This is a genomic window from Agrobacterium sp. 16-2014-1-2a, from assembly GCF_053522705.1.
Genome location: NZ_JBNWBX010000008.1, coordinates 95,065 through 108,066, shown reverse-complemented (window position 1 = coordinate 108,066; position 13,002 = coordinate 95,065). Strand labels below are relative to the sequence as shown.

Annotated in this window: 12 protein-coding genes; all 12 read right to left on the bottom strand. The window is 58.3% G+C overall.

Features of this window, described 5'->3' with window-relative positions; all coding sequences use genetic code 11:
* Positions 1-32: 32 nt before the first annotated feature.
* Positions 33-1,784: a nitrilase-related carbon-nitrogen hydrolase gene (locus tag ACQZ45_RS21155; protein ID WP_025591675.1), complete on the bottom strand. Its 1,752-nt coding sequence runs from the start codon at positions 1,782-1,784 to the stop codon at positions 33-35.
* 24 nt (positions 1,785-1,808) lie between these two features.
* Positions 1,809-2,504, bottom strand: a complete 696-nt coding sequence (gene urtE / locus ACQZ45_RS21150; RefSeq protein ID WP_003516996.1) for an urea ABC transporter ATP-binding subunit UrtE — start codon at positions 2,502-2,504, stop codon at positions 1,809-1,811.
* Positions 2,504-3,253 (bottom strand): urea ABC transporter ATP-binding protein UrtD, encoded by a 750-nt coding sequence (urtD, locus tag ACQZ45_RS21145; protein WP_013637550.1) that lies wholly within the window; start codon positions 3,251-3,253, stop codon positions 2,504-2,506. The genes urtE and urtD overlap by 1 nt, the downstream gene beginning before the upstream one ends.
* 1 nt (position 3,254) lies before the next feature.
* Positions 3,255-4,394 carry an urea ABC transporter permease subunit UrtC gene (gene urtC / locus ACQZ45_RS21140; RefSeq protein WP_013637551.1) on the bottom strand — a complete coding sequence of 380 codons (1,140 nt, stop codon included), beginning with the start codon at positions 4,392-4,394 and terminating at the stop codon, positions 3,255-3,257.
* Between the two features lies 1 nt (position 4,395).
* Positions 4,396-5,289, bottom strand: coding sequence for an urea ABC transporter permease subunit UrtB (gene urtB / locus ACQZ45_RS21135; RefSeq protein WP_013637552.1), 894 nt, complete (start codon positions 5,287-5,289; stop codon positions 4,396-4,398).
* A gap of 156 nt (positions 5,290-5,445) precedes the next feature.
* Positions 5,446-6,696, bottom strand: a complete 1,251-nt coding sequence (locus tag ACQZ45_RS21130; protein WP_112153450.1) for a transporter substrate-binding domain-containing protein — start codon at positions 6,694-6,696, stop codon at positions 5,446-5,448.
* Positions 6,697-6,945: 249 nt separating this feature from the next.
* The gene (locus ACQZ45_RS21125; RefSeq protein ID WP_003516987.1) at positions 6,946-7,554 is read right to left on the bottom strand and encodes an ANTAR domain-containing response regulator; all 609 of its coding nucleotides are present in this window, start codon (positions 7,552-7,554) and stop codon (positions 6,946-6,948) included.
* Between the two features lie 12 nt (positions 7,555-7,566).
* Positions 7,567-8,718, bottom strand: a complete 1,152-nt coding sequence (locus tag ACQZ45_RS21120) for a transporter substrate-binding domain-containing protein (protein ID WP_013637554.1) — start codon at positions 8,716-8,718, stop codon at positions 7,567-7,569.
* A gap of 370 nt (positions 8,719-9,088) precedes the next feature.
* Positions 9,089-9,562 (bottom strand): hypothetical protein, encoded by a 474-nt coding sequence (locus ACQZ45_RS21115; RefSeq protein ID WP_013637555.1) that lies wholly within the window; start codon positions 9,560-9,562, stop codon positions 9,089-9,091.
* Positions 9,563-9,605: 43 nt separating this feature from the next.
* Complete coding sequence (locus ACQZ45_RS21110; RefSeq protein WP_003516981.1) at positions 9,606-10,253, bottom strand: MarC family protein; 648 nt, start codon at positions 10,251-10,253, stop codon at positions 9,606-9,608.
* 65 nt (positions 10,254-10,318) lie between these two features.
* The gene (locus tag ACQZ45_RS21105) at positions 10,319-10,750 is read right to left on the bottom strand and encodes a hypothetical protein (RefSeq protein WP_013637556.1); all 432 of its coding nucleotides are present in this window, start codon (positions 10,748-10,750) and stop codon (positions 10,319-10,321) included.
* Positions 10,751-10,802: 52 nt separating this feature from the next.
* Positions 10,803-12,968 carry a mechanosensitive ion channel family protein gene (locus ACQZ45_RS21100; protein WP_013637557.1) on the bottom strand — a complete coding sequence of 722 codons (2,166 nt, stop codon included), beginning with the start codon at positions 12,966-12,968 and terminating at the stop codon, positions 10,803-10,805.
* Between the last annotated feature and the right edge of the window lie 34 nt (positions 12,969-13,002).

Genomic DNA, 13,002 nt, shown 5'->3' with positions numbered 1-13,002 from the left:
TGACCTGAAAGACGTCGACATTGTGCCGCCTTTTACTGATGCCATTTGACGAGAGGCTGATAGTGATGCGGCTGACGCATGACGACAAGGTCTTTTCGCCGGACGATGTTCGTCGGATATGGCGTGTCGAGATTGGTGGTATCGACAGCCGCAGCGGCAATCCCCTCCTCATCCAGGATCGCCGATTCCTGACGTGGAAAAGCAAAGGAATCCGGCCCGAATACCGCACTCTTGCCCAGATAACCCTTTTCCTGGTCCAGCACATTGGCGAAGGCGAAATAGACGTTGTTCTCGCCGCCGCGAACGCGAAGCGCATGCCAGTGGTAGGGATCGGCGCCCTTTGGGATCGGATAGTTGTGCGGGATTTTCGTACCGCCATGGCTGCCGGTGAAGGTGCCGGCGATCGCCGAAGGGCAGGCAACAAGATCGCATCCCATGAGTGAAAGCGAACGGATGGCTTCCGGATAAAGCGCGTCGTGGCCAATCGCCAGGCCCACCCGGCCAATGGCAAGGTCGTAGATTTTCCATTCGTCGCCGGCCGTTGCCCAACTGTCGGCGACGCCCAGATGCGTCTTGCGATAGCTGCCCACCAGCCCCTCCGGCCCTGCAAGGACCACGCTGTTATAGATCCTGTCTTCGTCCGCTTCGGCAAATCCGGCGACGATATAAAAGCCGAGCTTCATGGCCAGACGAACGAAGGCGGATACGGTGGGACCAGACAGCGGCTCCGCACGCGTTTGCGGGGCCTCAAGTCCGGTCAGCGACAGTTCCGGGAACACCAGAATGTCCGGCGCCGTTGTCGCCTTAGCCTCGTTTGCGAGCCTTGTTATGTGGGCAATATTGTCTGCAATGACCGAGGTTGGCGCGAACTGGGCAACGGCTGCACGCGATCTGCGTCCGCGCGGGATTGGCTGATAGCCATAGAGGCGGAAGTAATCGCCAGGGTTCCAGGTGAAGCTGTTGGTCATCATGTTCATGTAGAGCTCGGGCCGGCGCGTCTTGAAGACCGGTTCGCTTAAGACCTCGCGGCGACGGGCACGGGCAAGATCGACCTTGCCATAGGCAATTCCGTCGCCTGTGTCGATGGATGCGGCAACCGTTCCGTCGGGCTCGATCAGGCAACTTCCCCCGGAAAACTGCACGGTTCTTTCCAGACCCCACCGATTACTTTCGATGACATAGCAGGCATTTTCGAAGGCGCGGTTGATCCAGTAGGGAGCGGGCGCGCGCTCCTGCAGCCAGTTGGAGATGTGGCATATGATGTCGGCACCGGCCAGAGCCTCCAGCCGCGCCGTCTCGAAGAAGTGCAGATCCATGCACACCAGCATTGAAATACGTCCGATCTCCGTTTCGAAGACCTCGTGCACGATGTCGCCATTTGCGGCCCATTTTGGCTCGGCGATATAGGGATGCGACTTGCGGTGCCGACCAACGATGCCATCCGGACCGATCAGAACTGCCGTATTGTAATAGAGATCGCTCGCCGGATCGACTTCCGGCATGCCGACGACGATATAGCAGCGGTGTTTGCGGGCAATCGCCTGGAAAACATCGGTTGTCGGTCCGGGGATCGCCTCGACGAAGGGCTTCACCTCGGCCCTGTCGAACCAGCAATAGCCTGTCGTCCCCATTTCGGGGGTGACGATCAGGCGGGCGCCGGCCTGCGCCGCTTCCTCGCAAAGGGCGCTCAGCCGGCTGATATTGCGCGCCTTTTCGAACATGGTCGGTTCGAACTGGATAGCGGCGGCGGTGTAGCTTTGTGTCGGTGTCATGATTGTTCCCATTGTCTTATGAAAGGATGCGTCTTTTCAAACAGCCATATGCCTATGAACCAGCGCGTCGGAGAGCGCGTCGATGGCGCCGGCCGCGACCACACCTCCCTTCTCCAGCATGGCGAAGTGGTGAGAGGCATGCCGCGCAAATGCAACGTTCTGCTCGACGAGGATGATCGTCATGCCGATCTCGCGATTGAGCCGGATGATGATCTTTTCAATCTCCTCGACGATCGAGGGCTGGATGCCTTCATTGGGTTCATCGAGAAGCAGTACCTTCGGATCCGCGGCCAGTGCGCGGGCGATGGCGAGCTGCTGTTGCTGGCCGCCCGAAAGCACACCGCCGGGCCGATCAAGGTTGGCCATCAGATATGGAAAAAGCTCCGGCACCAGTGCCGGAATTTCGCGTTTGCGATCGGTGCGCGCAAAGGCGCCCATCAGGATGTTCTCGCGGATGGTGAAATCGGGAATGATCTCCCGGCCCTGGGGGACGTAGGCGATCCCGGCCCGTGCCCTCATATGCGTCGAAGATGAGCCTATGTCTTTCCCCTGCAGATGCATCTCGCCCGTCATACGGTCGGTCAGCGCCATCAGGGTTTTCAACAGGGTCGTCTTGCCGGTACCGTTGCGGCCAAGAATGCTGGTTACCTTTCCCGCCGGGATATCAAGCGTGACGCCGTGCAGGATATGGCTGCGGCCGTAGTAGCTGTGTACGTTTTTCAATGTCAGCATCAGGATATTCCTTTCGAACCGAGATAGGCCTCGCGGACCTTCGGATTGCTCTCGATATCCCCGACGCTTCCTTCGGCGAGCACCTCTCCCAGATGCAGAACGGTGATGCGTTCGGCGATTTCACGGACGAACCCCATGTCGTGCTCGACGACGAGGATGGTGTGGCGGCCTTTGAGATTTTTGATGATCTGGGCCGTCTTGCGGGTTTCGGCCTGGGTCATGCCCGCCGTCGGCTCGTCCAGCAGAACAACCTTGGGATCCTGGACGATGAGCATGCCCAGTTCCAGCCATTGCGTCTGGCCATGACTGAGATAAGCCGCAGTCACATTCTCCTCCGCTTCGAGGCCGGTGAGGGCGAGTACCTCATCGACGCGTTTGGCTTCGGCGCGTGAAAATCCAAACCGGAGATTGGCAAACACCGATGGATTGCGGCAATTGGCGACCTCCAGATTCTGCCGCACGGTGAGATCGCGAAAAATGCTGGGGATCTGGAATTTTCGACCGATCCCGGCGCGGGCGATCTTGTGTTCCGGCCAGTTGGTGATGTCTGTGTCGTAGACGAAGACCCTGCCTTTTGTGCTGCGGGTCTTGCCGCTGACCAGGTCCATCAAAGTTGTCTTTCCGGCGCCATTTGCGCCGAGCAACACACGCAACTCGCCATCGCGAACGGTAATGCTGACATTGTTGACGGCTCTGAATCCGCCAAAATCGACGCTGAGACCGTCGATGGTCAATGCGATTGCACTCATATTACAATGCCTCGCTTTGTTGCTGTAACGATGAGGATGCCGGGCCTGGTTTGACACGGCGGATAAACTGCCGCAGCACATCGTGCGCGACGCCGCCAAGGCCCCGCGGCATGAACAGGACGACAAGGACGAAGATGAGGCCGATGATCGCTTTCCAGGCCTCGACCAGCGCTTCGGTCTCGCTGACCTCGGCCTCGATCATGTTGATCAGGATCGCGCCGATGCAGGCGCCGAGCAGGGAGGAGCGGCCGCCGACGGCAGCCCAGACGACCATCGTCACCGAGAAAGACAGGTCCATGAAGGTCGGCGAGGCGAACTCCGCGACGACCACATAGAGCATGCCGGCAACGCCGGCGATGCCTGCAGAAATGACAAAGAAGAATACCTGGTAAAGAGAGACGTCGAAGCCAAGATAGCGGGCGCGAAGCTGATCGTCGCGGATCGCCTGTAGGATCATACCTGCACGGGTCTCCACGATGAGACGCGCGCCGATGAGCGTCAGGGACAGGCATGCGGCGCACAGATAATAGGTTGCCCGGCTGTAGGGGTCGAATTCGATGCCGCCGATCGTCAGCCAGCCAAGATCGGTCAGGCCGTTGAAACCGTTCGTCACCGGTTGCGCATCGACCATGACGAGACGCACAAGCAGAACAAGCGCCAGGGTGATGATCGAGACAAAGACACCGGAAATACGCTTGCGGAAAACCAGCATGCCGAGTGCCCCGGCGATCACGACGGGAAGCACGATGCCAAGCACGAGACCCACGGACTGGCTCTGAAACGGAAGCCAGAGGAAGGAGCCCTTGTTGATACAGCAAAGTTCCGTCGGCGCGCCGGGCTCGGCATTCCACAGCATGAAATCCGGAACCGGCCTGTCGGAGCCCTGTTGCAGACTGGTCAGGCTCGACAGTTTCAGCGACATGGCGAGCATGTAGGCGCCCAGGCCAAAAAACAGCCCTTGGCCGAGATTGAGAATGCCGGCATATCCCCATGTGAGCGCAATGGCGACGCCGAGCATGCCGTAGACCAGATATTTCGAAATGCGGTTCAGCCAGAATTCGTCACCGAAAACCGGCGCTGCAAAAATCACCGCGATGAAAAGCACATAGGCGGCGATCTGGAATTTTCGTTCGATGCTCATGTTAGCGCCCCTTGAACGAGAATAGCCCGCTGGGCTTGACGAGAATGACGAGGATGACGACCCCGAAGACGACGGCGCGCGCCAGAATGTCGTTCGTTCCAATCGCCACCAGCGCATTGATTTCGCCCAGAAGCCCTGACGACAGGGCCGTGCCGAAAAGGCTGCCGACCCCGCCGGTCACCACGACCATGAAACCGTCAACGACCATCGTCGTGCCCATGTCGGGGAAAACGGTCTTGAAGCCGGACATCATTACGCCGGCGACGCCCGCAAGGCCGGAACCGAAGGCGAAAGTCAGGGCATTGATGCGTTTCACATCGATGCCGCAAGCGGCGGCCATTTTTGGATTACGGATGATGGCGCGCACCTGCATGCCCGCTGTCGTCCGGTAGAGAATGAACCATGTCGCCAGCGTCAACGTGGCCGTCACCGCGATGATGAAGGTGCGATACGCGTTGATGTCGGCGCCGGCGAACCTGAAGGTGCCCTGCAGATACGAAGGCACGGCGACGTTTTGCAGTCCGGCTCCCAGGCCCTCGATATGAATGCCGAAAAAGCTGAGGCCGAATTCGAGCCTTACGGCCTGCTGCAAAAGGATGGCAATGCCCCAGGTGGCAAGAAGCGTGTCGAGCAGGCGGCCGTAAAGCCTGCGCACCACCACCCGCTCGATCACCAGGCCGAGCAGGGCGGTCACGACAAAAGCTAAGGGAATTGCGAACAGAAGGCCTGTTTTCAGCCAGATGCCCGAGAGGACGGCGACGTAGGCACCGATCATGACCATTTCGCCGTGGGCCATGTTGATGACGCCCATGGCGCCGTAGGTGATGGCAAGACCGAGTGCCACCAGAAGAAGGATTGAGCCGAGACTGAGGCCGATAAAGAGAATGTCGAGCATAACGCCACCGTTCGTGAGAAGGGCGGATCAGACTTTGTCCTGCTCCTTGCCTGCCCCAAAATCGGGTTGGCACCGAGCAGAGGAAAAAACGCAGATCCGCCTTGCCGAGACATGATCCCGCCAGGCATGGCTGGCGGGAGGACGCGGAAAGAGGGGTCAGCCCTTGAGCTTTGCTGCGTCGAGACCGTTGCTGGTGCAGAAAAGATTGCTTTCCGTCTCGCCATAGGCCGAATAGGGCAGCGGCTTGATCGGTGACGGGTAGGCGTTCACGACCTTGCTTTGTCCATCCGGCTGCCATTGGCCGATACGCGGCGTCAGCCAGCAATGCAGGTTGTCGGGGTCGGTGGTCACCTTGCCGCCGGGCGCGTCATAGGTCTGGCCACGAATGCCGGCCCGGATAGCATCGGCGGACAGATCGCCGGATTTCTCCACTGCCTGCTTCCACAGGAATACCTGGAAATAGGCGGCCTCGAGCGAATGGTATGTCACTGCCTTCGGATCGTTGACGAAGGTCCTGAAGCGTTCGATGAAGCTCTTGTTGGCCGGCGTTTCGATCGACATAAAATATGGAAATGATGTGTAGCTGCCCGCCGCATATTCGGCGCCCATGGCGGCGATCTCGATTTCGGAGGTCACTGTCGCGCAGATCGGGATGACCTCCTGCGAGAGGCCCTGGTTCTTGAACTCGCGGTAGAAGGCGATGATCGAGTCGCCAACCACGTTGGAAAGAACCACGTCGGCGCCCGATTCCTTGATCTTGCTGACCATGACAGCCCATTCGGAGTGTCCAAGTTCCAGATATTCGTCCGCCACCCATTCTGCGCCCGCCGCCTCGATCAGTTTCTTGGAAACCTTGGCCATCTCGCGCGGATAGACATAGTTGGAGCCAACGATGAAGAACTTCTTCTTGCCCAGTTTCTCGACAATCCAGGGAATGTAGTTGGAGAGCTGCTGGTTTGGAACGGCGCCGGAATAGACGACGTTGCGCGAGCACTCAAAGCCCTCATAGTGCGTCTGGTAGAACAGCATCGCGCCGCGCCGTTCGAAGATCGGCAGCACGGCCTTGCGGCTGGCAGAGGTGTGGCAGCCGAAGATGGTGGAAATCTTGTCCTTGAGGATCAGTTTCGATGCTTTTTCGCTGAAGGTCTTCGGATCGGAAGCGCCGTCTTCGACGACGACTTCCACCTGGCGGCCAAGAACGCCGCCGGCTGCGTTGATTTCGGCCACGGCCATCATGACACCGTTGGCGAGAAGCTTCTCGGCGACAGAAAGCCCGCCCGTCTGGGAGTAGAGCGCACCGACCTTTATAGCATCGGCTGCAAAGGCCCGGCCGCCCAGCGTCGGCAAGGCGAGTGCGGCGGAAGCGGTGGCTGCGGTTTTCAGAAAGTCACGTCTGTTGAACACCATCTTGGTTCCCCTTTTTTTGATTGGCGCACGCGACGGCACTGCCCGGCTCTACGGCGAGGCTTTCATGCCGAAAAAATACTGGAAGGCCGACTTCACTGTCAGCAGATAACAAAAAACCCGCGAGGCTTTTCACAGCCTGCGGGCACCCTTGCCATCATCGCATCACGGCTGCGCCGCGTGCAACAGCGGCACATGGCTTCGCGAAACGAAGGGATGTGCCGGAGGTGTTCATCTGGAACACATCAAAAACTAATCATGTTTTTGGGAAGGGCGCAAGAGCTGTTCGGCGTTGATAATCGAATTGGCGATTTCATCGATTGGGACCCGCCGAGCCATCGCTTGCTCGCGCATTTCACGATACGCCTCATTCTCGCTCGTGCCGCGATTGGCCATGAGAATGGCCTTTGCCCGGGCAAGCTTCTGGTCTCCCAAGACCTTGCGCTTATATTTACGGGCTTCCTTGACGAGCCTTTGGCGCTCAAGCCAGAGACTGCGCGCTATGGCGAGATTTGTCAGCAGGCCGAACGGTTTGATCGGTCTCTCGACAATGGCAAGCGCGCCGCTTTCCAGAACGATCTGCAATGTGGAGGGATTTTCGTAACCGACGATGGCGAGCATGGTCGGAGCGGGATTAGGGAGGCACTTCAGCAGGCGTTCGATTTCCGGTCGCGCCTCGTCTTCCATGGCAAGAAAGACGACATCCGTGCCGTGTGGCAACTCGGCAGGGACCGGCCAGAGGCAACTGACCGTACAACCGATACGGCGCAGGTGATCAACGAGAAACTCTCCTTCGGATGTCCGGGGATGAATCACCAGAACCTTGAGGTCCCGCAAATCTCTAAGAAGGGCGAAAGACATCGTCGCTCCTTCTCAGACCTGAACACGATGTGGGAACGGCTGCGTCAGATCCGGGCGATATTCTCGCATGAAGGGATCTGGCGCCACGCGCAGCGACGGGTCATGGACGATGTCATAGCTGCCTTGCGCATTTACTTTTGCAACCCTTGGCCACAGATGGGTGTGGTTCGTCAGCCGGTCTATCTTCACAGCGCCCTGCGGAGCGTCGTACTCGACCTCGTAAAGGGCTGGAAGAAGCTGCTCCAGCCCGTCGCCACCGGCCCGCTGCAAAGCTCCCGCATAGAGATAGACCTGGAAATAGGCCGCTTCGGCCGGCGCGGTCGGCAGCATCTGCTGGCCGTATCGCTGTTGGTAAGCCAAGACGAAGGCACGCGCGCGAGGCGTATCCAGGGAGGCGAAAAACGGGGCCGCGGTGATATGCCCCTCGGCCACTTCCGGCCGCATCCGGATCACGTCGGCCTCGCTTGTCGACTGACTGGCGATTGGCATCGTCGCTGAATCAAAACCCGCCTCTTTGAACGCCGTGTAGAAGGGAATGATACCGTCGCCGACGATTGTCGAGTAGATGACATCCGGCCGTGCCGCGCGAATATGCCGGATGATTTTGGCGACATCTTCGGGTTTTAGGTTGAGAGGAACATATATTTCGTCCAGCACCTGACCGCCCAGCTGAAGAAAGAGATCGCTGATCGTCCGGTTGGATTCGTAAGGGTAGACGTAGTTCGAACCCACAAGGAAAACCCGCTTTCCATAATGCTTGGTGAGGAAGTCGACCAGCTGCACGGAGTTTTGGTTGGGTGCGGCCCCGGTGTAGATGCAGTGCCGAGAGTATTCAAACCCCTCATACAGTGTCGGATAGAATAGCAGGGCATCTCGAGCTTCGATGACGGGCAGTACGGCTTTGCGGGTGCTAGACATATGGCAACCGAAAACGACCCGGACCCGATCCTCGTCGCAAAGCTTGACCGCAAGTTCCTTATAGAGATTGGGCGTCGATTTAGGGTCATAGGCGACAGGCTCGATCATCCGGCCAAGGACGCCGCCAGCCGCATTGATTTCGTCAATCGCCAGCAAGGTCGCGAACCTCTGGGTTTTTTCGACGGCTCCGGTCACACCCGTCTCGGAGAACAGCACACCGACCCGCCAGCTTTCTGAATGCATCATCGCCCACCAAAAAATAAAAAAGCTCCCGCCCGTTTCCGGTCGAGAGCTACCCTGCTCATGGAATATCAGCGGCCCGTTGAAGCCTGCAAAACGATGATGTCAGTTTCCTTGTCCGGTGGCAACATAGAGGAGAGCTGAAAACACTCGCAAATCTAAAATCATGGGATCAAAATTCTTCCGCGTGTTCGCCTGAGCATCGAGAATACGCACACACCCTCTTTGCTCCACCGAGCGATGTCTAACTACCCTTCATCCGCGCGGCGCTATTCGGTAGCCTGGATGGAACGCGATATGGACATCGGTTCCACCGCCAAGTCGGCTTCGACAGCGGCGGCCAACACCACATTGCTGAGCTGTAACCGGAGGCAATTTATGTCTCAGCTGGATCTTCGATCGCCTTCGCAAGGCGTTCAAGTTCGACGGAGTAGCAAAAAAAACTGAACAGTACCAACAGGATCAAAGCCCCCTGCAGAACCGTGTGACCAAGCGGAGGCAGCGTGTTGGATTCCGGCAAGTGTCGAAAGAAGATCGTTGAGAACAGGACGCCTCCGAACAGGAAGGCCAGGCGTGCGGCAAACGATAAGAGGTGAGATACGAATATGGAGTGGAACGGTGCGCGGACCTCGACCCAACGCATTCTTGTCCAGTAGCTTGCCTGTAAAAGCAGCGCAACCGCAAGGATTGTGAGCAATGTCGACACGGGCACTTGTTGGCGTTCGCCAAGATGGGTGACGACGGCGTAAAAGATCGGGAAGATAACCCGGAGCAGGAATGCGACCGCCAGGGACTGGAGCACGATGAGTGATCCGTAAGCGAGAGCATTTTTCCTTCGATCAGTCATCATGCGCATTCCCTTCGAGCCGCCTGGAGAGGCTGCGCCCTATGGGTCAATGGCCCACCGCCGGCGCAATGATCCCTAGACGCCCTAGCCCACTGACAATCAGCTGGACTGCGACAGCGGTCAGCAAAATCCCGAACACGACCTCTGAGACGACCATGCTCGCTGGCTTCATGTGTTTGGACAGCTTGTCGGTATTGGTAAAAACGACATAGTCGAAAGCAGCGACAATCAGGATCAGAACAGCGACAACTACCGCGCTGGCGACTGAGACAACTTCGCCAGACGCCAGGATTATGACGGTTATGCCGACGGGGTTGAGCAAATAGGGAACCGCAAGCGGGAACACTGCGAGTTTGTCCGGATCGATCGGATCGGCAAGCTCGTCATGCGGCTTTTCCGTCGGTCCGGATGCCATCTTGATCGCTATGAGCGCAAGGATGATGCCACCTGCCACAGCGACGGCGCCGCCGGTTATGTGGAGAAGTCGCATCAGAAGCGCGCCGGTCGCAAAGAGGATCAGTGCTGTGACGAGTGCTGTCAGTACCATCTGGCGGCCGATGCGCACTTTGGTCGCGGTGTCGAAACTATGGGTTTTCTCAAGAAACGGCACGAGGGCAATTTTTGGACCCATGCCGATCAAAAGCAAAAGAAGAAGCTTTCCGACAAGCGTGGCGTCGATGGTGTTGAAGTCCATGGAAGATCCCCTTCGTTGATGATCTGCGCGTGCGCGAGCAGCATGATTGTCCCAGCCAAGCAGTTTCAGTGCGGGCAAACGTCCCAGAAGCCGGTCGTTTTGGCCGGAGACGTGTAATACCAGCACTGGCCGGGCTGCGGCGGTGTACCAGCCAGTGCGACAGCTGCTGCACCGGTGACGACGCCAATGGCTGCGCCTGCAGCTATCGCGGCGCCCGGCCGCCAGTAGCGGCGGGGAGCAACAACGACAACGCCGCGCCGCGCTGGCCGGTAGGCCGGGGCCGCAGGCCGATGGGCGGGGCGATATGCGGGTGCATGACGACGTCCGGCAGCAGCGCAACCGCGCGGTCCGCACGCCGCCACACCGCAGCCTCGGGGGCCGCAGGCTGCAGCCCCACGACGGGCTTCAGCGGTCGAGGGTAAAAGAACCGGTATGCTGATCAGCATCAGCACGGCGATCAGGCTGAGTAGGTGTGATACGATTTTTGAGGTTTTCATTTCATATCCTCCTTGTGATCTTTGATGGCGTTTCGCCTGGTTCACTTCGTGATCAAGCTGGCCCGGGCACGGTCACGGCGTTGTGTTTTGCCAGCGCCTGTTGGGCAGCGGCAGCAAGACCCTCTTCCTTTCCGCCTGCGACTTGCACGGTCGGAACGGCGATCTTGATGCCTTGGGCGTTGAATGCTTCCCGCAGCATTGCATAAGCTCTGCGACGGATGGCCGATTGCAGTTGGGTAGGTTTCAACGTCATCCCAAAGCTCAATTTTATTCCAATGTCTGTGATCTCTTCGACGCCTTTCATTTTGAGGTTCTCAATAATGAACGGCTGGAATTCGGGGTCATCGTACAGGGCTTTGCCCACGGCTTTGGTGATTGCCTTGACCTGGGCGACGTCGGATTCGTAGGACACGGACAGCAGGAATTTGACCACTGACCAGTCGCGGCTCATGTTCTGGACGGCACCCAGTTCACTGAATGGGACGATGAATATCGGGCCCCTGTGGTGCCTAAGCTTGACCGAGCGGAGACTGAACGCCTCGACGGTTCCTTTGTAACTGCCGCTCTGAATGTATTCACCAATCCGGAATGCATCGTCGAGTAGATAGAACATGCCGCTGATGATGTCCTTGACGACGGTCTGCGCACCAAAGCCAATGGCGACGCCTACGACGCCAGCACCGGCGATCAATGGTCCGATCTCGATTCCGAGTGAAGACAGGGCCATCATGATCGCAATCGCTGCAAAAAGGATCATGACGAAGTTGCGCAGGATCGGTAGAAGAGTTCTCAAACGGGTACGCCGCCGCTCCCGCTCGCTTCCAATCTCAAGCGCGGCTTCCGTGTCTCCCATTTTCCGATCGATCAGCACTTTAACGACATTCCATGCCAGATCGACGACGAGGAGAATGATGCCGGCGCTTAGCACTCCACGTAAGAGCCGTAGCGCGGGTGAATCCTGCATCGTCATCTCGGTCAGTCGAACGTCCATGACATCGGCGAGGAAGAGGATGGCTGCAACGATCAGGGCTGCCCTTATCCCACGCTCGACGACAACCGAAACCACTGTGACACGTTTATGACCATCCTCTTCAGCGCCGGAGCGGCGCAGAATGTTGTTTATAGATGCTTTGGTAAGAACGATCGCGCCTGGCAATGCGGCGCAGACGACCATAGTCCAGAAAAGCGTCGTCGCGCCCGCCACCCAGAGCAACCAGATACCGGTTAAATAGGCAGTCCAAAGCCAGTTGCGACCATTCAATCCAATCCGGCTGCCCTGTAACGTGGAGGAATGAGGCGGGCGTCGCCATATGGCCTCGATAGCAATGCCGAGAAGAATGAAACCCAGGAAGTAGGCCGCGAGCTGCCGCGCCGGGATCGATAGGCCAAGCGTACCGAGAAGCCGAATGGTCACCCAGCCAAAGGCGTACCAACCCACGAGATAGCTCAGTCGTTTTGCCCAGTGACCTGCCGTCTCGTCAGAGATCGGAACCACGCGGAAATGGCCTTTCTCGTTCGAGCGTGGCGCCAAAAACACATCCAGTACTGCGCTGGCGAGGCGGTAAATGACGACAGCGAACAGGAAGCCGACGACGATTTCCCTAACGATCGGTGGCCACTCAAAAAGCAGGAAGAAACCGATGCTGCCCAGCCCGAACGACAGCACGTAAAAAGCCGCCCAGAGCAGCCGGGCGGTTATGGCAATAATCCTGTGCCAAACGGTCGTGAACGAGGCTTCCGCCATCCATGACCGCCAGCCAGCACTGATCCACCAAAATACCCATTGAGCGGCAAGTCCTGCGACAACAAACGCGACCACCAGCACGATGGGCCGGGTCCCGCCAATCGTCTTGATGTCCTGCTCAAGTAAAGCGGCGCCACGCATTGCTTCGGACGGAAAAGAATGTGCAGCGTCGACCATTGCGGCGGCATGGGCGCGGAAACGCATTGTCGATGCGGCAAACGAGGGACCCGCCTCTGCGCTGGTCGAAGGCGGCGCTTCAGGATTCGCTCCACGAGCAACGTGCTGCAACCATTTCTGAACATCGGGATCCGACATTAGGGTGATGAAGTGCTGGACATTGGGTGGTTGTTCCGCCGGAGCGGGCGCGTCAGGCATTTGCGCTGCTACGGCTGAGATGCCAACGAAAAGGATGAGCATCGCCGCAATAGACGTGCGAGATATTTTCATCAGCAAAAATTTCAGGCGCATTACCATTGTCTGTCCCTGTTGTGGTACCTCGGCGCCCTTC

Coding starts and splice junctions, on each gene's coding strand:
- ACQZ45_RS21125 (WP_003516987.1), bottom strand. CDS start 7,554: ATGTCTTTCGCCCTTCTTAGAGATTTGCGGGACCTCAAGGTTCTGGTG.
- ACQZ45_RS21115 (WP_013637555.1), bottom strand. CDS start 9,562: ATGATGACTGATCGAAGGAAAAATGCTCTCGCTTACGGATCACTCATC.
- urtE (WP_003516996.1), bottom strand. CDS start 2,504: ATGCTGACATTGAAAAACGTACACAGCTACTACGGCCGCAGCCATATC.
- urtD (WP_013637550.1), bottom strand. CDS start 3,253: ATGAGTGCAATCGCATTGACCATCGACGGTCTCAGCGTCGATTTTGGC.
- urtB (WP_013637552.1), bottom strand. CDS start 5,289: ATGCTCGACATTCTCTTTATCGGCCTCAGTCTCGGCTCAATCCTTCTT.
- ACQZ45_RS21120 (WP_013637554.1), bottom strand. CDS start 8,718: ATGATGCATTCAGAAAGCTGGCGGGTCGGTGTGCTGTTCTCCGAGACG.
- ACQZ45_RS21130 (WP_112153450.1), bottom strand. CDS start 6,696: ATGGTGTTCAACAGACGTGACTTTCTGAAAACCGCAGCCACCGCTTCC.
- ACQZ45_RS21100 (WP_013637557.1), bottom strand. CDS start 12,968: ATGGTAATGCGCCTGAAATTTTTGCTGATGAAAATATCTCGCACGTCT.
- urtC (WP_013637551.1), bottom strand. CDS start 4,394: ATGAGCATCGAACGAAAATTCCAGATCGCCGCCTATGTGCTTTTCATC.
- ACQZ45_RS21155 (WP_025591675.1), bottom strand. CDS start 1,784: ATGGGAACAATCATGACACCGACACAAAGCTACACCGCCGCCGCTATC.
- ACQZ45_RS21105 (WP_013637556.1), bottom strand. CDS start 10,750: ATGAAAACCTCAAAAATCGTATCACACCTACTCAGCCTGATCGCCGTG.
- ACQZ45_RS21110 (WP_003516981.1), bottom strand. CDS start 10,253: ATGGACTTCAACACCATCGACGCCACGCTTGTCGGAAAGCTTCTTCTT.